This window comes from Saccharopolyspora sp. ID03-671 (assembly GCF_045278815.1).
Lineage (GTDB): Bacteria > Actinomycetota > Actinomycetes > Mycobacteriales > Pseudonocardiaceae > Saccharopolyspora > Saccharopolyspora ipomoeae.
In genome coordinates this window covers 5513178-5531492 of the sequence record NZ_CP134054.1, presented here as the reverse complement: position 1 = coordinate 5531492, position 18315 = coordinate 5513178, and the positions used below count along the sequence as shown (strand labels likewise).

The window sequence follows — 18315 nt, the reverse complement described above, 5'->3', positions numbered from 1 at the left end:
TCTTTTGCTGACGCGAAGGGAGCACACAAGGTGCGTTACGGCGTTGGCATCGACCTCGGGACTTCGTTCACCTCGGCTGCGGTCAGCGGCCCGGGCGGGACCCGCATGGTGTCGTTGTCGCCGGAGGTGGTCATCCCGTCCGTTGCGCACCCGGCCCCGGACGGGACGCTGCTGACCGGGAAGTCCGCTCTGGACTCGGTGTCCGATGCTTCCCAGGTGGCGCGGAACTTCAAGCGCAGGCTCGGCGATCCCACGCCGCTGGTGCTCGGCGGGTCCGCCTACTCCCCCGCAGCGCTGATGGCCGCGCAGCTGCGCTCCGTCCTGGACGCCGTCACCGCCGAGATGGGCGCTGCACCCGATTCGGTCGCGCTGACCTACCCGGCGATCTGGGGACCGTACCGGCAGGAGCACTTCACCGAGGTGCCGAGATTGGCCGGTGTGGAGGACTTCCGGCTCATCACCGAGCCGGAGGCGGCCGCGACGCACTACTCCACCGAGCGCAGGCTGGAGGACGGCGAAGTCGTGGCCGTCTACGACCTCGGCGGCGGCACGTTCGACACCACGATCCTGCGGATGCGCGGCGGCAGGATGGAGATCCTGGGCACGCCGGAGGGCATCGAGCACCTCGGCGGCATCGACTTCGACGAGGCGCTGCTGGCCCACATCGACCAGAAGCTGGGCGGCGCGATCGGGCGGTTGGACACCAGCGATCCGCGCGCGGCCTCCGCGCTGGGCACCATCCAGGCGATGTGCGTGCGCGCCAAGGAGGAGCTGTCCACCGAGCCGGACGTGCACCTGACGATCCCGCTGCCGTCGGGGCCGCGCGGCGTGACGGTCACGCGGCTGGAGTTCAACGAGATGATCCGGCCGTCGGTGCAGCTGACCACCGAGGCCCTGCACCGCACCACCGCGTCGGCCGGGCTGCGCGCGGAGGACCTCTCGGCGGTGCTGCTGGCCGGGGGTTCGTCGCGGGTTCCGCTGGTGGCGCAGATGCTCTCGGAGGAGTTCAACAAGCCGGTCCGGGTCACGCTGCACCCGAAGTTCACCGTGGCGCTGGGCGCCGCCCGCACCGCAACGCAGCCGCGCCCGGCCCCCGCCCCGGAGGCGAGCGCCGAATCCGTTGCAGCTCAAGAGGTTCCGAGCACTTCGCAGCGCAAGCGCAGACCTTGGCTGGTTCCCGCGCTGGCGACGGCGGCCGCGCTGGTCGTCGGCGTCGCCGCCACGATCTACGCCACCGGCCAGGGCGGGCCCGGGACGACGCCGCCGGACGCGGTCGCCCAGAAGCCCGCCGCTCCGGACGGTCCGCTGAAGGTCTTCGACGGCAAGACGCTGGAGCCTTTCGCCGGTTATCTCGGTTCGGACGCGAACTGGGGCGGTTCCTACATCTTCGACGAGGGCACCGAGCAGGGAACGGCCATCAAGGCGGTCGACGACCCCGTCAACAAGGGACTCCGGGTGTCCTGGCTGGACGACAAACCCGCCCAGGTCTACCTGCAGACCAACAGCCCCCGCGGCCCGCTCGACCTCACGCCCTACTCCGCCAACGACGGGGCGCTGGTCTTCGACGCCGTCGTGCACGCGCCGCCGGTCGGGGACACCACCAAGATCGGCATGCACTGCGAATACCCCTGCCGCTCCGAGGTTCCCGCGAGCCACCTGTTCGCGAACATGCCGCCGGAGCAGCGCGCCACGGTCAAGATCCCGCTGGCCTGCTTCGTCGACGGCGGCCTGGACCCGAAGCGCGTCAACACCCCGTTCCTGGTCTGGTCCCAGCGCCGGATGGACATCACCTTCGCCAACGTCCGGGTCGAGGCCGAAGTCCACGACGCGACCCCCTGCAACGCCTTGAGCTGAGGACTGGCGGAAGAGGGCGCGGCTCCGCCGCACGCCCCACCAGCGCCTAGGCCGCCATCGGGGTGGCGAAGCGGGTGCGGAGCGATCGGATGGCGTGGTGCAGGCGGCTCTTCACGGTGCCGACCGGGACGCCGAGGTGGGTCGCGGCGGAGGCCGTGGTGCGGTCGGTGACGTAGACCTCGACGACGGCGCTGCGGTGGGCCGGGGACAGGTGGTCGAGGAGTTCGTCGACGACCATCCGGCTCTCCACCTCGTCGCTCGGCGCGGACTGCACGGCCTTGTTGGCCAGGTCCTCGCCTTCGAAGGCGACCTCGGTGGGCCGGGCCTTGCGGCTGCGGTGCTGGTCGACGGCCACGTTGTGGGCGACCCGCAGCAGCCAGCCGCGCACGGACCCGTTGCCGTTGGACAGCCGGTCGGCGTGCCGCCAGGCCCGCAGCCAGGTCTCCTGCACGATGTCCTCGGCCAGGTAGCGGTCACCGGTGAGCCGGGTGGCGTAGGAGAGCAGCGCGGCTCCGTGCTCGCGAATGACACCGTCCATGTCGGTGGCGACGGGCCGAATGGCGTTCTTGGTGTCCATTGCGCTGTTCCTCTCTCGACGGGTGATCCGGGAAGCCCTGCCCGGCCGTGTCTTAAGAGGAATGCTTTCGCGTTTCGCGAGGGGAGTCGTCGGGTCTGTCCCTCCGTTCCCCGGTGCTGTCCCGCACTTTCGAGGGAGGCTGCCCCGCAGATCGCGGTAGGGCTATCCCCCACCCGACGACCGCGCCCGCCCGACGACGAGGCGCGTCATCGGGTTCAACGCGCGCTCCCGCCGCCGGATACGCGTGGGGGCGATCACCCCCGGTCGACCTCGGCCCACAGGCTCGGCAGGTTCACCACGATGCCCTCCTGCGTGCTGCGGGCGATGACCACGACGGCCTCCTCGGCGGGGTCGGGGTTCTCCTCGCGGTGCGGGACGTAGGGCGGGACGAAGATGTAGTCGCCGGGCTCGGTCTCGACGCGGACCTCCTCCTCGCCTTCGGCGAAGACGAACACCGGGTGCCCGGACACGACGTAGATGGCGGTCTCGGCCTCCCCGTGGTGGTGGTCGCCGGAGTTGGTAGCCGGGCCGACGTGGGTGCGTCCCATCCACAGCTTCTCGGAGCCGACGGTCGTGCCGGAGATGGCCTCGAACCGGCGCATCCCGGAGGTCTGGTTGGTGTCGGAGCTCAGCGCCCCGCCCCGGATGTGCTCGAGCTTCTGGTGCCAGTCCGCGGTGCCGTCGCGCCGTTCGTCGTTGCCTGCCAAGGAGCTCTCCTAGCTGTTCCTACATAGTGGTCGGGCTTGCCCCACAGCCTGCCACGTCCCTAGCTTGTGGAACGTTCTTTTCGCAATGTGGGAAGCAAGATCGGAGCATCGGATGGCCGTCGAGTTCGTGGGGATGATCCGCACCGCCGACACCTCGGAGATCCGCCCGCCTTCCGGGCCGGCCGTCGACCGCGACTACCTCCGCCGGTTCGCCCAGGCCCACGAGGAGGCCGGGTTCGACCGGGTCCTGATCGGCTACCACTCGTGGGACGCCGACGGTTTCGCCGTGGCGAGCTACGCCGCCGCGCACACCGAGCGGCTCGGGTTCCTGCTCGCGCACCGGCCGGGTTTCGTCGCTCCGAGCTTGGCGGCCCGCAAGCTGGCGACGGTGGACCAGCTGATCGGCGGGCGGCTGGCGGTGCACGTCATCAGCGGTGCCAGCGACACCGAGCAGCGGCGCGACGGCGACTACGCGGACAAGGCGGCCCGCTACCGCCGCACCGACGAGTACCTCGACGTCGTCCGCCGGGTCTGGGCGTCGGACGAGCCCGTCGACCACGAGGGCGAGTTCTACCGCCTCGCGGGCGCCCGCTCGGAGGTCAAGCCGGTCAACGGCGCCCTGCCGATCTACTTCGGCGGCTCGTCGGCCGACGCCTACCGGGTCGGCGGCAAGCACGCCGACGTCTTCGCCCTGTGGGGCGAGCCGCTGGCCGAGACCGCCGAGCAGATCGCCGCGGTCCGCAAGGCCGCCACCGAGCACGGCCGCAACCCCGACGACCTGGGCTTCTCGGTGTCGTTCCGGCCGATCATCGGCCGCACCGACGCCGAGGCGTGGGAGCGCGCGCACGGCATCCTCAACACGATCACCTCGCGCACGTCCGGCGAGTCGGGCGCGATGCTGGCGTTCCCGGCCGCCGAGCGCGGCGTGGGCTCGCAGCGGCTGCTCGACGCGGCCGGCAGGGGCGAGGTCCACGACCGCGCGCTGTGGACGGCCCCGGCCCGGGCCACCGGTGCGGCCGGGAACTCGACTGCCCTGGTCGGCAGCCCGGAGACGGTCGCCGAGGCGCTGCTGGACTACGTCGACATCGGGGTCACGACGCTGCTGATCCGCGGCTACGAGCCGCTGGAGGACGTCGTCGACTGGGGCCGCGACCTGCTGCCGCTGGTCCGCCAGGAACTCGCGAACCGCTGACCCGGAAAGGAACCCGGTGTTGTCCTCCCTCCCCGCACGCCTCGCCGTGCTCGTCGCCCTGCTCGCCACCGTCCTCCCGCTCGCCGCCTGCGGTTCGGGTGCGGACAAGCCGGTGCTGAGGGTCGGCGACCAGACCGGCGAAACCGAGTCCCGCCTGCGCGCTGCCGGACTCCTCGACGACCTGCCCTACGAGATCGAGTGGGCCCGCTTCCCGGCCGCGGCCAACCTGCACGAGGCGCTGCGCGCCGACGCCGTCGACATCGGCTCCGCCGCCGACTCCCCGACGGTCGCCGCGATCGCCGGAGGCTCGGCGATCAAGGCGGTCGCGGCCTGGAACAACGGCGGCAAGGGCACCTACGTCCTGGTCCCGAAGGACAGCCCGATCCGCACGCTCGCGGACCTCAAGGGCAAGCGCATCTCGCCCAGCACCCGAGGCAGCGTCGCCCACTACCTGGTCCTCGGCGCGCTCAAGCAGGCCGGGCTCAGCGAGTCCGACGCGACGCTGAACTACCTGTCGCCGACGGACGCGAGCTCCGCGTTCTCCACCGGCAGCATCGACGCCTGGGCCACCTGGGGCGTCTACGCGGCCCGAACCCGGGGCGAGCTCGGCGCCAGGGTCCTCACCGACGGCACGGGCATCAACAGCGGACTCAGCGTCCTGTCCGCCACGGACAAGTCCCTCACCGACCCCGCCAAGCGCCAAGCCATCGCCGACTTCGCCGACCGGGTCGACCGGAGCTACACCTGGGCCCAGCGGAACCCCTCGGCGTTCGACGACTGGTACTCCGGCTTCGCCCGCCAACCCGTCGAGATCGCCGCCCAGATCCGAGCGGAACAGACGTCCTACCGCCGAATCCCGGTGGACGGCGCCTTCGCCGACCAGCTCCAAACCACCTACGACACCTGGACCCGGGCAGGGGTCCTCCAAGGCCGGAAGAACCTCCACGACTACGTGGACGGTTCCCTGCAAAAGCCCTGACCCGCCGCCACGCGGCGACGGATTGCTCCCGCAATCAGGGGTCCGGATTGCGGGAGCAATCCGTCCTCTCCCGCGTTCACGGACCGAACGTGCCTCCCGCGAATCGTCAGGCCGATGCCGATCAGGAGCGCGGGCGGCACGACGTGACCCCAGCGGGACATCACGGGCCGGGTGGCGAAGTGCCGCCCCGCGGCGGGAGCAGTCCCGGGATGGCCCGGGATCGGACCGATAGCCTCGGGCGCATGAGTGATGCGTGCGTGTTCTGCGGGATCGTGGCCGGTGAGCTGCCGAGCGTGAAGGTGGCCGAGGACGAGACGACGTTGGCGTTCATGGACATCCACCCGGCCTCGGACGGGCATCTGCTGGTCATCCCGAAGCGGCACAGCCAGGACCTGTTCGACATCCCCGCCGACGACCTCACCGCCGTCACCCTCGCCGGTCAGCGCATCGCGAAGGTGGCGGCGGAGGAGTTCGGAGCCGACGGCGTCAACCTCCTCAACTGCTGCGGCTCAGCCGCCTGGCAGTCGGTCTTCCACTTCCACCTCCACGTCATCCCGCGCTACCGGGACAAGTCCCACGACACCCTCACCCTCCCCTGGAAGCCCCACGTCCCGGGCGACGCGAACCTCCTCACCGACCTCGGCAACCGCCTCGCCAACGCCCTCAACTAACCCCCGATGTCGAAAACCCCGGTTTTCATCGGTCGAAAACCCCGGTTTTCATCGGTCGAAAACCCCGGTTTTCGCGCGATGAAAACCGGGGTTTTCGACGGGAGGACCCACGAACGGGTCACTGGGGCAGGAGGTCGGGGATGAGCCTGGTGAGGTCGGGCAGGGTGTCCGCGGCCGTGCTGGGGCGGGCGGTGCACGTGGCGCGGTAGGGGGCGGCGTTGGCGCCCGTGGTGCCGAGGGCCTGGTCCGCGAAGTGGGCGATGGTGTCCGAGGTCTGGTGGGAGTTGCGGTGCAGGGCGGTGTTGTGACCGGCGGCGGGGATGACGGCCGCGCGCAGGCAGGCGTGCGGGTGGAAACCGGGGGCCTCGTAGTCGGCGAGCGCTGAGCCCGCGCGTTCGAGCTCCTCGGGCGTGGCGTGGACACCGGCGGTGGTGCGGCACGAGGACCCGCCGGGGCCGCACACGAAGTCGTCGTGCCGGCCGTTGATGAGGAACGTCGGGATGCGGATCCCCTTGTGCGTTCCGTCGTACTCGCGGCTCAGGGCGAGGGGCTCGGTGGCGGTCATGGGGTTCTGCAGCCGGTCGTCGACGGCGAGCATCGCGGGATCCGTGCCGGGCTCGTGGAAGAAGGGCAGCTGCGGACGGGTTCCCGGGCGCGAGGCGAGGTAGCCGGGATCGGCCTTCCAGGGCGCCGGCGGCAGCACGGGGTGCAGCGCTGCGGGCAGCATCGTGGACAGCAGGTTCACGCCCTGTTCGAGCCGGAACCTGTTGCTGTAGCCCGTTCCGATGACGAGATCGGCGTCGTTGTGGAGCGCGCTCTCCAACCAGACCACGGCCGTGCCGTAGGAGTGACCGACGAGACCGACTCGGGGGTACCGAGTTCCACCGACATCACCACCGCGGAGCCGGGCGATGAGCTGGTGGCCCGTCTCCGCCGCCGCGTCGGGGGTGATGAGCGCGCTCAGCGGGTGACCGCTGCGACCCGCGCCGACCCGGTCGATGTTGAGCGTCGCGTACCCGTGCTCGACCAGGCGGTTGACGGTCGAGTACCTACCGGGCTGGAACGGCGAGTCCCAGTACCAGGTCCCGTAGGTGAGCCCGTGCACGAGCAGCAGCACAGCGGGTGGCGCACCACCGGCCGCCGCGCGGGCTCGCGCGGCCTCGCTCATGCACAGCTCGGCGTGGATCGTGCTGGGCACCGACGGTTCCGGCAGCGCGGGCACGGTGCTCGCGGGCACGGTCACCGCCGGGAGCCGCACGGGCAGCTCACCGACGAAGGGGCAGGTCTTGCCGGACGACCGGGTCGGTGTGCCGAAGTCCCGCGCGTCCTCGACAGCAGGACCGGCAGCGGCCGGCGGGACGATCGCCGGCACGGCCAGGACAGCGGTGATCATCGCGAGAGCGCGCCCCCACGACCTCCTGAACGCACGCATGACTCCCCCCGAGTTGAGCGTGACCGGGTGGGCGAACGACCGGATGAGGTCGTTCGCCCACGAGTGCTGGGAACGGGCCGCGGAAGTGCGGCGAGAACGGCAGGCCGCGGTGCCTGACCGCGTGTCAGCGCCTGGAGTTCAGCGCGCGGTCAGCGACGTATGAGGTCGGAGTTGTGGATGCGGAATCTCGTGTTCGCGCGCGTCGCGGCCATGACCCCTCCCCCTCGTCATCCGGCGGAGTCCGCGTCGAGATCGGTTGAGCCTCTGCGACTTCGCTGGTGAGCGACATTCTCATGTGGACTCGACCGCGCCGCCACTCGAAGATCGCGAGTCAGAAGATGGACCACCCGGTGAGGGTGGTGAAGTGGTCGAGCGCCGCGACCCCGGCGACGGAGTTGCCCCGGGCGTCGAGCCCCGGGCTCCACACGGCGATCGCGCACCGGCCCGGCACGATCGCGAGGATCCCGCCACCGACCCCGCTCTTGCCGGGAATGCCGACCCGGTAGGCGAATTCGCCTGCGGCGTCGTAGGTGCCGCAGGTCAGCATGATCGCGTTGATCCGCTTGGCCTGCCTTCGGGTGAGCAGCTCGGTGCCGTCCCGGCGGACGCCGTGCGCGGCGAGGAACCGCCCGGCCAGGGCAAGATCGCGGCAGCTCATCCCGATCGAGCACTGCCGCACGTACTGGTCGAGCACGGTGGGGACCGGATTGCGCACGTTGCCGTAGGAGGCCATGAAGTGGGTCAGCGCCAGGTTGCGGTCCCCGTGCGCGACCTCGGAGGAGGCCACCTCCTCGTCGACGCGCAGGCCCGGGTTGCCGCTCTCGGCGCGCAGGAACGCCAGCAGCTCCTCACCGGCATCGCCCACCCGGGAGATCAGCTCATCGGTGACGGTCAGCGCACCGGCGTTGATGAACGGGTTCCGCGGAATCCCCCGTTCGTGTTCGAGCTGGATGAGAGAGTTGAACGCGTTGCCCGACGGTTCCCGCCCGACCCGGTTCCACAACGTCCCGTCACCGCGGGACAGCACGAGCGCGAGGGTGAACACCTTCGAGATGCTCTGCATCGAGAACGGCATCTCCCAGTCACCGGCCCCGCGCACGCGCCCTTCGAGATCGGCGACGGCGATGCCGAAGCGGGCGGGGTCGACCCGCGCCAGCGCGGGGATGTAGTCCGCGACCACCCCGGAGCCGCGCAGCGGCGCGACCTCCTCGACGACACGCCCGAGCACCTGGTTCCACTCCACGAGCAACGATCATCGCACCACCGAGGTCCACAGGGGACCGCGGCGTGCGCCGAAGGAGGACGACGATGAGCCTGCGGGGACGCACCGCGCTGATCACCGGGGTCAGCAGGGTCGACGGGATCGGCGCCGCGGTCGCCCGCCGACTGGCCGCGATGGGCGCCGACCTGGTGCTCCACCACCACCGCCCGCACGACACCGATCAGCCGTGGGGCGCCGACGACCTCGACCGGGTGCTGGACTCGATCCGCCCCCACCTGACCGGAGACGCGACCTTGACCGATCTACCGGGCGACCTCGCGGGCCCGGGCGCACCCGAAGCCCTCGTCCGCGAGGCCGGGCCGCTCGACGTGCTGGTCTGCAACCACGCCCGCTCCGGCGGCGACGGCACCCTGGCCGACATCACGCTCGACGAGCTCGACGGGCACTGGGCGGCCGACGCCCGCTCGGTCCTGCTGCTCACCAAGGCGTTCGCCGCTCAGCACGACCCCGCTCGCCCCGGGGGCAGGGTCATCTGGATGACCTCCGGGCAGCAGCAGGGGCCCATGCCCGGCGAGGTCGCCTACGGCGCGGCGAAGGCCGCCCTGGCCGGCATCACCCCGACGGTCGCCGACGAGCTCGCCGACCAGGGCATCGTCCTGAACGCGGTCAACCCGGGCCCGGTCAACACGGGTTTCCTCGACCAGGGCATGGGAATCGACGACGCGACCCTCGACTCCCTGCGCGAACGCTTCCCCGGCAAGCGGTTCGGCACCCGGACGACCCGGCCCGCCTGATCGCCTGGCTGATCTCCGACGACGGCGAATGGGTCGTCGGCCAGGTCCTCAACACCGAAGGAGGCTTCCGCCGCGGGTAGCCCGGTGCGGACCACTCGCTGATGACGATTCCCGAGATCGTCATCAGCGGAGGTCAGGGAGCTTCGGGGAGGACGTGCACGGTGGTGGACCTGTCCGGGCGGATCTCCACCTCGATGCCCGAGAGCCAGTTCGGCTCGCCGGGGTCGGTTCCCGTGCTCGCGAGGGCGCAGGCGCGCAGCACGGGCGAGTGCGTGATCGCCACGGTCAGACCGGCGTCGCCCGGACGGTCGATGAGGCTGCCCGCGAAGGCGCGGATGCGAGCAGACACCGCTGCGGCGGTGTCGCCGGGCGGGTTCCGGTGCGCCACCCACCACCCGACCCTGTCGGCCGCGGTCAGCCACTGCTCGAAGAAGTCGACTCCCAAGACGTCTTCGACGTTGAGGCCGGGCACCTGGGAGGCGAACTTCTCGGCGCTGCTGACCATGTCCACCCGCACTCCCGCCAGGTACAGATCAGGGTTGCGCAGGGCGAACGCGACACCGTCCTCGACGACCTCGGCGCCGGCCTCGCGCGCCCCGGTGACGATCGCAGCGGCGGTTTCCTTCGCACGGCGGGTCCCGCCGCTGATGACGCGCAGCCGCCCGCGCTCCTGCGCCGCGAGATGACGACCCGCGTCAGCGGCGATCTGGGCCCCCTTGTCGGTGATGGGGACGTCGCCCCGGTGTGATTCGACTTCGCTGTGGCGCAGGAGGAGTAGGCGTGGCATGCGGACATCCCATCTGTGGTCGGGCCGACGACTTCCGGTCAGGCGGTCGCCGCAGGCGCGGTGGGGACCAGGTCGCGATGACGTGACCACTGCTTCTGGAACAGCTCGAACACGGCGTCGGCGAAATCGGGGTCGTTGATGTTGGTGTTCTTCTCGATCACCTCGATCGACGGATTGAGCCCGGCCCGCAACGAAGTGAGCAGGGGCGTGACATCCACGCCGTTCCACTGGCTGCCGGGTTTGAAGTAGTTGTCGAGACCGTCGAGCGGGATCCCGACGGCCGCTGGGCCGGCCGAGTTGTTGACGTGCTCGGCGATGTACGCGCCGAGACGACGCATCTCGTCGGGCGTGGCCAGGAGTGAGGTGACGTTGGGGTTGTGGATCAGGACGTTGCGCTCCTCGGTGTCGAACTCGGCCGGAACCGTCTCCCGGGCACCGAAGTTGAAGCACTCGGCAGCCCCGGGGACCACCACCTGCGGAATCGCCGATCTCGTCGCGGCCTTCATGCGATCGCATCCGGGATCGAAGATCCCCTTGTGCCAGTGGTTCAGGATCTCGGGCAACGTGAAGTCGATGAGCCCGTCGATGACGCCCTTGTCGATGAGGTGCTCCATGCCTGCACCCTCGCCCACGGCGTGGAAGGTGACGACCTCGAATCCCTCGTTCTCCAACCGCTCCCGGATGCGCATGACGCCCGGTGTGGTGACGCCGAACATCGAGATCGCGATCAAGGGCTTGCTCGCCGCCGCGTGCGACCTGGTGAGCTCGTACCCCCTGGCCATCCCGGCTGCGGCGTGAGCCGCGTTGATCAGCACCTGCTTGGAGATCCGGTTGAGCCCGGCGATGTCGGTGACGGCGTTCATCATCATCATGTCGGAGTGGCCGATGTAGGGACGGGTGTTGTTGGAGGCCATGGTGGACACGATGAGCTTGGGCACGCCGATGTCGAGGTTCTTGAGCGCCCCGCTGAGGAGATCGGTCCCACCGGTACCGCCGAGCCCGAGGATGGCGTCGATGCGCCCCTCTTCGGTGAGCTCGGTGAGCAGGCTGCGGAGACCTTCGCTCATCTTGGCCACCGCCAGGATTCGGCCACCCGCTCCCTCGACGCTCCCGGCGAAGTCGTCGAGCCGGATGCCGGCCCGATCGGCGATTTCGGACGCGGCGATGTCAGGCGCGAAGTAGGGGGCGCCGAGCACTCCGCAGTCGACGACGAGCACCTCCACCCCCGCGGCGATCAGCGCGTCGCGGACGTAGGCGTACTCGGTCCCTTTCGTGTCCAGGGTTCCGGCCAGGCAGACAACAGGCTTCCGAGGCATCGCGTAACTCCTTTGTTACTGGGGCAGCCCTCGTGGTGCTCAAAGTTCGCCGTTCGTAGTGCTTTTCACGTTCCTGTCAGGGGTGTCGCGGCGACGCGTGCAACGCCGTCCACACGCGTTCCGGAGTGAGGGGCAGATCGCGGATGACGACGCCGGTCGCGTCCGCGACCGCGGCGCCGAGCGCGCCCGCGGTGCACAGCAGTGCGCCTTCGCTGATGCCCTTCGAGCCGTAGGGCCCGGGGCCGTCCTGGTTCTCGATCGCCGCGCTGACGAACTCCACCGGCACGTCGTTGAAGGTCGGGATCCGGTAGTCCAGCGCGCCGAGGTTGCGGATGCGGCCGTGCTCGTCGAGCAGCAGTTGTTCCATCTGGCTGTGGCCGAGGCCCATGATGGCCGCGCCCTCGTCCTGGGAGACGACCTGCAGCGGGTTGAGCTCCGTGCCGACGTCGCTGACGGTCACGTGCTTGGTGAGCAGCAGTTCGCCGGTTTCCACGTCGACCTCGACCTCGATCGCCGTGGCGTTGAACTCGTAGAACGCGGCGTCGCCTCCGAGCGGGTGCCCTCGCTTGCCGCGCAGTCGCCGGGTTCCCTGACCGATGAACTCGCCGTGCAGCGACCCGAGGGCGCGCCGCGCGGCTTCGGTGAGGGGCAGCTCACCGTCCGGGGTGAGCAGCACACCAGGAGCGTGCGCGAGCTCTTCCTCGGGAACGCCGACCGATTCGGCGAACAGCTCGAGCACCTTGTCGCGGACGTCGCGGCAGGCCTCCAGCACGGCCGAACCCATGAACACCGTCGACCGGCTCGCCGAGGTCTGCAGGTCGAAGGGCACCGCGCTGGTATCACCGCTGACGACCTCGACCCGGTCCAGCGGTGTTCCCAGCTCGTCGCTGAGGATCTGCTGCCACAGAGTTCTGGCGCCCTGCCCCATGTCCGAGGTACCGGCGTAGGCGATGGCGCTGCCGTCGGAGAGCAACCGGACCAGGCTTTGCGAGAGTCCGGACGTAGCACCGGGTTTGATTCCGACCGCGATGCCGCGTCCCCGGTTGGGGGCCGGTGGCCGGTCCCACCCGATGAGTTCGGCTGCCTTCTCCAGGCTCTCCGCCCAGTCACCGTCGGCCGGGGCCGGCGAGTCACCGCGGATGAACTCCTCCCCGCGGGTCACGAGGTTCCGGCGGCGGATCTCCAGCCCGTCGAGACCGAGCCGCCGAGCCGCCGCGTCCAGCTGGTTCTCGGTCGCCCAGGAGACCTGTGGGCTGCCGAAACCGCGGAACGCGGTGCTGGGGGTGGTGTTGGTCAGCACCGCCCGCCCGTTCACCCGCAGCGCCGGAACCCTGTACGGACCGGCGGAGACGAAGGAGCCCTTGGACATCACCCGAGGGGCGACGTCGGCGTAGGCGCCGATCTGGAAGTCGGCGTCGACCTGGTGGAACGTGATCGCGCCCTGGTCGGTGAAACCGGTGCGCGCGCTGATCCGGCAACCAGCGCGCCGCATCGTCTGGAATGTCTGCTCCAGCGACAGCACGAGTCGGCAGGCCCGACCGGTGCGCAGCGCGAGGAAGGCCAGCAGCGGTTCCAGCTTGGGCGTCTGCTTGCCGCCGAACGCTCCGCCCGGGTCCGGTGCGAGCACGCGCACTCGGTTCAGCGGGAGCCCGACGAGCGTGGCGATCGTGCGTTGCAGCAGGTAAGGATGCTGCACCGGCGAGAAGACGTCCAGCCCGCCCTGCTCGGTCGGCACGACGACGCTCCCACCCGGTTCGATCGGGAAGTGGGTGACCATCGGGAACGTGTAGGTGTCCTCGACGACGAAGTCGCTGCGCTTCTCGGCTTCGTCCGCATCGCCCCACGCGTACCGGGCGTGTTCGAGCACGTTGGTCTCGGCGAGGGGATCGTCCGGACGGATCGCGGGGTCCTGGACCAGCGGCGCGGAATCAGCGAGCGCGTCCTCGACGGAGTAGGCACCGGGGCGTTCCGCGTAGTCGACGTGCACGGCACGCGCCGCGGCCTCCGCGATCTCCACGCTCTCGGCGGCGACGACGGCCACCGGTTCTCCGTGGTAGGTGACGCGATCGGCGGCCAGGACCGGCCTGTCCTGGTGGGACACCCCGAACCGCGGCATCGGCGAGGGCAGGTCCGCGGCGGTCATCACGCCCAGCACACCGGGCATTGCGGCAGCCTCGGCCACGTCGACGCGGTGGATCTCGGCGCACCCCACCGGCAACGACACGAGGGCGACCTGGGCGGCCCCGGGGAAGTGCAGATCGGCGACGAAGCGCTGGGTCCCGCGTGCGCGGTCGACGCCGCCGTAGCGCTCGACCTCGGAGCCGACTTGGCGATGCGGTGTCGCAACGGGCGTGAATCCCGTTCCGGCCGGCACGTGTTCGCGCGTCTCAGCCATGGCCGGCCGCCCTCCGCACTGCGGTGGCCTGCACGGCCCGGACGATGCGCTGGTAACCGGCGCACCGACACAGATTTCCCGACAGCGCGTCCCGGATCTCGGGCTCGCTCGGCTGCGGTGTGGTGCGCAGCAGGTGTTCTGCGGACATCACCTGACCCGGGATGCAGAACCCACACTGCACGGCACCGGCGTTGAGGAACTCCTCCTGCAGGTCGCTGGGCCCGTCCGCGGAGAGCCCTTCGATCGTGGTCACCTCGTGGCCGACGACCTCCGCGCACAGCACGAGGCAGGCGTTGACGGCGCGTCCGTCCAGCAGGACGGTGCAGGCCCCGCACTCCCCCTCGGCACAACAACTCTTGGATCCGGTCAGTCCCAGGTCCTCGCGCAGCGCTTCGAGCAGGGTGCGATGCCCGGGGACGGTGATGCGGTGCGAGCCGCCGTTGACGGTGACGTCCACGTCCTGCAGGTCGTCGAGCCCACGGGTCGTCATGCGGACACCTCCTCGCGGCGTCGACGGTCGGCTGCGGCGAGCACAGCGCGCCGGGCGAGCACCTTCACCATCGCCGCCCGGTACTCCTGTCCGCCCCGAATGTCGGAGATCGGTGTCGCGATCACCGAGGCGCGTTCGAGCACGTGCCCGAGCGCGTCCTCATCGGCGGGGTCGATCGGCTCGTCCCACTCGGTCCTGAGCGGTCGCGGCCCGACGGCGCCCAGTCCGAGAACGACCGAGCCGGTGCGGTCGACACCGGCTGCGGCGCTGACCGTCGCCAGGTCCACCCCACGTCGCCGCGTGAGGCGCTGGAACGCCGACCCGTAACCGGCCGACGGGCGGCGCATCCCGATTCCCGTCACGATTTCCCCCGTCCCGCACAGGGTTCGTCGCGGTCCGAGGAAGAAGTCCCGCAACGGCACGGTGCGCACGCCCTCGACCGACTCGATCGTCACCGCCACCTCGTGCACGAGCATCGCCGGTACCGTGTCCGCAGCCGGAGATCCGTTGCAGCAGTTGCCGATCAGACTGGCGCGGTTGCGGATCGCCACCGAACCCACCGTCAGCGCCGCCTCGACCAACGACGGGAACCACTCCTGCACGGTCGGATCGGTGGCCAGCTCACCGAGGGTCAGGGTCGGGCCGACCAGCACGCGGTCGTCCTCGATCCGCAGCGGATCCGGCAGGTCCTCGATGCCCTTCAGATCGACGATCACCTTCGGTTCGACGGTGCGGTGGCGGACACCGACGAGAAGGTCGGTGCCCCCGACGAGCGGACGCGCACCGGAGCCTTCCTCCGCGAGGACCGCGAGCGCATCGGCCTTGTTCCGCGGCCGGTAGTACCTGGTCATCGCCGACACCTCAAGGATTCACGATGATCTTCATGGCGCCGCTGCTGCGATCGTTGAAGGTCGCCAGCGCCTTCTCGTACTCCACCAGCGGGAACCTGTGCGTGATGAGCTCACCCACCTGCATGCGGCCGTCGGCGACGAACGGCATGACGCGCCGCATCTCGCCGGCGGAAGCTCGGGAACCCACGAGCTCCAGCTCGTCGAGCACGAGGGATTTGCACGCCAGGAGCACGTCCTCGGTGGGGATCCCGACCATCGCGCAACGCCCGCCCTTGCGCAGCATCGCCATCGCCCAGGTCAGCGTCTGCGGCACACCCGCGCATTCGAGCACGACGTCGGCTCCGAGCCCGCCGGTGAGCTCACGGACTTCGGCGACCGGGTCGCCCGCCTCGGAGTCCACGGTCTCCGATCCCAGCGCGCCCGCCTTCTTCAACCGGTACCCGCGCCCCACGACGACGACCCGCGCGGCGCCGCAGATCCGGGCCGCGTCGGCGGCCAGCATGCCGATCGCGCCCGCGCCGGTGATCGCCACGGTGTCACCCGGACTGATGTTGCCGCGCCGAGCGACGTGCAGCGCGATGCTGGCCGGATCGATGATCGCGCCCTCGTCGTAGGAGATCGAGTCGGGCAACCGGAAGATGCACTTGACGTTGTGCACCGCGTAGGTCGCGTCCGCGCCCTGGTGGTTGTGGCCGTACTGGGCGTGCAAGCCGGGCTTGCCGTAGTCTCTCGCAGAGGTTGTACCGGCCCTCCACGCACTTCTGGCAGACTCCGCAGGCGTTGTGGCTGGTCCCGGCGATGCGGTCGCCGACCTTCCAGCCGAGCTGCTCGACGCCGGGACCGAGCGCGACGATGTCGCCCGCCCACTCGTGCCCCGGGGTGAACGGGAACGACGGCGGCCAGAACCCCGGGTAGTCCCCGTTGATCAGGTGGGCGTCGGTCCCGCAGATCGAGGTCGAGCGGACCCGGGCGAGAACCTCGTTCCTCCCCGGCACCGGGACCGGCTTCTCCTGGATCTCGAGGACGTTCGGCTGCTGCACGACCAGGGCTTGCATCGTCTCGGTCATTCGAGGTCTCCACGTCGTTCGTCGTTGAAGAACGTCCGCAGCGCCCGCCCGCCCGATCGCGGACAGTGGCGCACGCCACTATCTTCTATCGATAATCGAAAGCTAATGCGGACATCGCAGGATGTCAATGAACTATCGATAATCGATTCGGCGCGCTTCCGGAAGAACTCGGTTCAGGAGACCTGGGCCTCGGCAGCGCCGTCAGCACCGCCGTCGACCGTGGAACGCTCAAGCATGAGCGTGCGCACGTTGAGCTGGTGCTGACGTGCGGCCTCGGCCGCACCATCGGCATCCCGGGCGGCCAGCGCCTCCAGGATGCCCCTGTGCTCGAGCACGATCTCGCGGACGTCCACATCGGGCAGCGTCAGGGTGAGGAAGGTCCGCGCGAAGGGCGCGAGCTGGCTGAAAGTCTGCTCCAGCGCGCGGTTCCCCGAAGCCTGCACGATCACCTCGTGGAAGCGCACGTCAGCATCGGTCACCGCGGGGAAGTCCCCTTCGGCGAGCTTGTCGAGCATGCGGGTCACGAGCTCCTCGAGAGCGGTGAGCGTCGCCGCGCTCATGCTCTCGGCGGCCAGGCGCGCAGCGAGGCCGTCGATCTCGGCGCGCACCTGGCTGACGTCGGCGAGCTCCTTGGCACTGGGCATGCGCACCCGGGCTCCGCGCCGCGCGTGCATCGTGATGACGCCGATCGCCGCGAGTTCGCGCAGGGCGTCCCGGACCGGCGACTGGCTGACGCCGAGCTCCTTGGACAGCTGGAACTCCACCACGCGCTCGCCCGGCCTGTAGTGCCCGTGGATGATGCGGTCGAGAACCAAGCGCTTGACCTTGTCCGACAGCAGCTCTCCACCGAAGTCAGCAGCCAAGCCCTTCTCGGCCATCACGCGGGTCTCCTTCATCGATGCACGTCATCGCGCCTGGGGCAGGCAGCGGCCCCGGACGGTCACTTGCCCACCGAGTCTCTCAGATCCAGCCTGCTCCGGGCCTCATCAGGCGTGGCGACCTCTCGATGAAGCAACCGGCTCATCGCCGCGACCCGTTCGACCTGAGCCGCGTTCGACTCGGCGAGCTTGCCCGGGCCGTCCCACAGCGAATCCTCGAGCCCGACCCGCGCGTTGCCCCCCAACGACAGAGCGATCGAGGCGAACCGAAGCTGCGCGGCACCGGCCCCGACCACCGACCACTCGAAGTCGTCGCCGAACAGCCGCAGAGCAGTGCGGCGCAGATGCGCCAGGTCCTCCAGGTCCGCGCCGGTTCCCCCGAACAGGCCGAGGACGGTTTGGATGAACAGCGGTGGCTTCACCAGACCTCGGTCCAGCACGTTCGCGAGGTTGTAGAGGTGCGCGGTGTCGTAGCACTCGAATTCGAAGCGCGTCCCCTGGTCGCCGCAGAGCTTGAGGATCCGCTCGATGTCGGCGTAGGTGTTCTTGAAGACGATGTCCTTGTTCTCCAGGTGCTGACGTTCCCAGTCGTGCTGGAGTTCCGGGAAGCGATCCAGCATCGGAAACAGCCCGAAGTTCATCGATCCCATGTTCAGCGAAGCGAGTTCCGGAGCCAGCTGGACCGCGGGAGCGATCCGCTCGTCGACGCTCATGTGCGGGCTGCCACCGGTGGTCAGGTTGACGATCACGTCGGACCGGTCCTTGACCGCGGCGATGACCTCCTTGAAGAGACCGGCGTCCTGGACGGGGTGCCCGTCCCGCGGGTCGCGGACGTGCAGGTGCACGATCGCCGCGCCCGCTCTCGCCGCGGCCAGGCTCGCCTCCGCGATCTCCTCCGGGGTGACCGGCAGCGCTGGCGACATCGTCGGGGTGTGGATCGCACCGGTCGGAGCGCAGGTGATGATCGCCGGCCTCGTTGCCTTGCTCGCCATCGTCCCTCCAAACGCTTGAACTATCGATAATCGATGGTAGCCTCCGCTCATGTCGTTGCCAATGGCCGGCGAAGCATCCATCCGGTCACCGCAACCCGGCACCTGCGCCCT

17 protein-coding genes and 1 pseudogene are annotated in these 18315 nt (G+C 70.1%); 5 read left to right on the top strand and 13 right to left on the bottom strand.

The features are described from left to right. Positions 1 to 30 precede the first annotated feature (30 nt). Positions 31 to 1854: an Hsp70 family protein gene (locus REH65_RS25700; RefSeq protein WP_406689448.1), complete on the top strand. Its 1824-nt coding sequence runs from the start codon at positions 31 to 33 to the stop codon at positions 1852 to 1854. Between the two features lie 46 nt (positions 1855 to 1900). Here the strand turns inward: REH65_RS25700 and REH65_RS25695 are convergent, their stop codons facing one another. Continuing rightward, a complete protein-coding gene (locus REH65_RS25695) occupies positions 1901 to 2431 on the bottom strand; it encodes a sigma-70 family RNA polymerase sigma factor (protein WP_281453964.1) in 531 nt (176 codons plus the stop codon). A 254-nt stretch (positions 2432 to 2685) separates the two neighbouring features. Continuing rightward, positions 2686 to 3138, bottom strand: coding sequence for a cupin domain-containing protein (locus REH65_RS25690; protein ID WP_406689447.1), 453 nt, complete (start codon positions 3136 to 3138; stop codon positions 2686 to 2688). Between the two features lie 112 nt (positions 3139 to 3250). Here REH65_RS25690 and REH65_RS25685 point away from each other — a divergent pair, with 112 nt between their 5' ends. The 3 genes from REH65_RS25685 (at position 3251) to REH65_RS25675 (ending at position 5980) form a co-directional block, all read left to right on the top strand. Then, positions 3251 to 4330, top strand: coding sequence for an LLM class flavin-dependent oxidoreductase (locus tag REH65_RS25685; protein ID WP_406689446.1), 1080 nt, complete (start codon positions 3251 to 3253; stop codon positions 4328 to 4330). A gap of 16 nt (positions 4331 to 4346) precedes the next feature. Then, positions 4347 to 5309 (top strand): ABC transporter substrate-binding protein, encoded by a 963-nt coding sequence (locus REH65_RS25680; protein ID WP_406689445.1) that lies wholly within the window; start codon positions 4347 to 4349, stop codon positions 5307 to 5309. 242 nt (positions 5310 to 5551) lie between these two features. Further along, positions 5552 to 5980: an HIT family protein gene (locus REH65_RS25675; protein ID WP_406689444.1), complete on the top strand. Its 429-nt coding sequence runs from the start codon at positions 5552 to 5554 to the stop codon at positions 5978 to 5980. A 118-nt stretch (positions 5981 to 6098) separates the two neighbouring features. On the opposite strand, the gene REH65_RS25670 is transcribed toward REH65_RS25675, so the two are convergent. Together REH65_RS25670 and REH65_RS25665 are read right to left on the bottom strand one after the other, a co-directional pair. Beyond that, a complete protein-coding gene (locus tag REH65_RS25670) occupies positions 6099 to 7373 on the bottom strand; it encodes an alpha/beta fold hydrolase (RefSeq protein ID WP_406689443.1) in 1275 nt (424 codons plus the stop codon). Positions 7374 to 7743: 370 nt separating this feature from the next. Beyond that, the gene (locus REH65_RS25665; RefSeq protein ID WP_406689442.1) at positions 7744 to 8655 is read right to left on the bottom strand and encodes a glutaminase; all 912 of its coding nucleotides are present in this window, start codon (positions 8653 to 8655) and stop codon (positions 7744 to 7746) included. A 65-nt stretch (positions 8656 to 8720) separates the two neighbouring features. Between REH65_RS25665 and REH65_RS25660 the strand changes: the two genes are divergently transcribed. Beyond that, positions 8721 to 9428: an SDR family oxidoreductase gene (locus REH65_RS25660; RefSeq protein ID WP_406689441.1), complete on the top strand. Its 708-nt coding sequence runs from the start codon at positions 8721 to 8723 to the stop codon at positions 9426 to 9428. A 133-nt stretch (positions 9429 to 9561) separates the two neighbouring features. Here REH65_RS25660 and REH65_RS25655 read toward each other — a convergent pair whose 3' ends face one another. The 9 genes and pseudogenes from REH65_RS25655 to REH65_RS25615 form a co-directional block, all read right to left on the bottom strand. Next, positions 9562 to 10215 carry a histidine phosphatase family protein gene (locus REH65_RS25655; protein ID WP_406689440.1) on the bottom strand — a complete coding sequence of 218 codons (654 nt, stop codon included), beginning with the start codon at positions 10213 to 10215 and terminating at the stop codon, positions 9562 to 9564. Positions 10216 to 10253: 38 nt separating this feature from the next. After that, positions 10254 to 11531: a Tm-1-like ATP-binding domain-containing protein gene (locus tag REH65_RS25650; protein WP_406689439.1), complete on the bottom strand. Its 1278-nt coding sequence runs from the start codon at positions 11529 to 11531 to the stop codon at positions 10254 to 10256. A 76-nt stretch (positions 11532 to 11607) separates the two neighbouring features. Continuing rightward, on the bottom strand, positions 11608 to 13926 hold the full coding sequence (locus REH65_RS25645) for a xanthine dehydrogenase family protein molybdopterin-binding subunit (protein WP_406689438.1): 2319 nt from the start codon (positions 13924 to 13926) through the stop codon (positions 11608 to 11610). Continuing rightward, a complete protein-coding gene (locus REH65_RS25640; RefSeq protein ID WP_406689437.1) occupies positions 13919 to 14416 on the bottom strand; it encodes a (2Fe-2S)-binding protein in 498 nt (165 codons plus the stop codon). Before REH65_RS25640 ends, REH65_RS25645 begins: the two co-directional genes overlap by 8 nt. Continuing rightward, entirely contained in the window at positions 14413 to 15267 is an 855-nt protein-coding gene (locus REH65_RS25635; RefSeq protein WP_406689436.1) for an FAD binding domain-containing protein, read from the bottom strand. The genes REH65_RS25640 and REH65_RS25635 overlap by 4 nt, the downstream gene beginning before the upstream one ends. A gap of 10 nt (positions 15268 to 15277) precedes the next feature. Further along, positions 15278 to 15976 (bottom strand): zinc-binding dehydrogenase, encoded by a 699-nt coding sequence (locus REH65_RS25630; protein ID WP_406689435.1) that lies wholly within the window; start codon positions 15974 to 15976, stop codon positions 15278 to 15280. A gap of 22 nt (positions 15977 to 15998) precedes the next feature. Next, a pseudogene (locus REH65_RS25625) lies at positions 15999 to 16322 on the bottom strand (alcohol dehydrogenase catalytic domain-containing protein); the annotation flags it as partial. 185 nt (positions 16323 to 16507) lie between these two features. Then, entirely contained in the window at positions 16508 to 17212 is a 705-nt protein-coding gene (locus REH65_RS25620) for a GntR family transcriptional regulator (protein ID WP_406689434.1), read from the bottom strand. A gap of 62 nt (positions 17213 to 17274) precedes the next feature. Continuing rightward, positions 17275 to 18204, bottom strand: a complete 930-nt coding sequence (locus tag REH65_RS25615; RefSeq protein ID WP_406689433.1) for a 3-keto-5-aminohexanoate cleavage protein — start codon at positions 18202 to 18204, stop codon at positions 17275 to 17277. Positions 18205 to 18315: the final 111 nt, after the last annotated feature.

What these genes read in the sequence shown, in the direction of transcription:
- REH65_RS25645 (WP_406689438.1), bottom strand. Translation starts at nt 13,926, where the DNA reads ATGGCTGAGACGCGCGAACACGTGCCGGCCGGAACGGGATTCACGCCC.
- REH65_RS25675 (WP_406689444.1), top strand. Translation starts at nt 5,552, where the DNA reads ATGAGTGATGCGTGCGTGTTCTGCGGGATCGTGGCCGGTGAGCTGCCG.
- REH65_RS25650 (WP_406689439.1), bottom strand. Translation starts at nt 11,531, where the DNA reads ATGCCTCGGAAGCCTGTTGTCTGCCTGGCCGGAACCCTGGACACGAAA.
- REH65_RS25670 (WP_406689443.1), bottom strand. Translation starts at nt 7,373, where the DNA reads ATGATCACCGCTGTCCTGGCCGTGCCGGCGATCGTCCCGCCGGCCGCT.
- REH65_RS25620 (WP_406689434.1), bottom strand. Translation starts at nt 17,212, where the DNA reads ATGGCCGAGAAGGGCTTGGCTGCTGACTTCGGTGGAGAGCTGCTGTCG.
- REH65_RS25660 (WP_406689441.1), top strand. Translation starts at nt 8,721, where the DNA reads ATGAGCCTGCGGGGACGCACCGCGCTGATCACCGGGGTCAGCAGGGTC.
- REH65_RS25615 (WP_406689433.1), bottom strand. Translation starts at nt 18,204, where the DNA reads ATGGCGAGCAAGGCAACGAGGCCGGCGATCATCACCTGCGCTCCGACC.
- REH65_RS25655 (WP_406689440.1), bottom strand. Translation starts at nt 10,215, where the DNA reads ATGCCACGCCTACTCCTCCTGCGCCACAGCGAAGTCGAATCACACCGG.
- REH65_RS25695 (WP_281453964.1), bottom strand. Translation starts at nt 2,431, where the DNA reads ATGGACACCAAGAACGCCATTCGGCCCGTCGCCACCGACATGGACGGT.
- REH65_RS25685 (WP_406689446.1), top strand. Translation starts at nt 3,251, where the DNA reads ATGGCCGTCGAGTTCGTGGGGATGATCCGCACCGCCGACACCTCGGAG.
- REH65_RS25640 (WP_406689437.1), bottom strand. Translation starts at nt 14,416, where the DNA reads ATGACGACCCGTGGGCTCGACGACCTGCAGGACGTGGACGTCACCGTC.
- REH65_RS25635 (WP_406689436.1), bottom strand. Translation starts at nt 15,267, where the DNA reads ATGACCAGGTACTACCGGCCGCGGAACAAGGCCGATGCGCTCGCGGTC.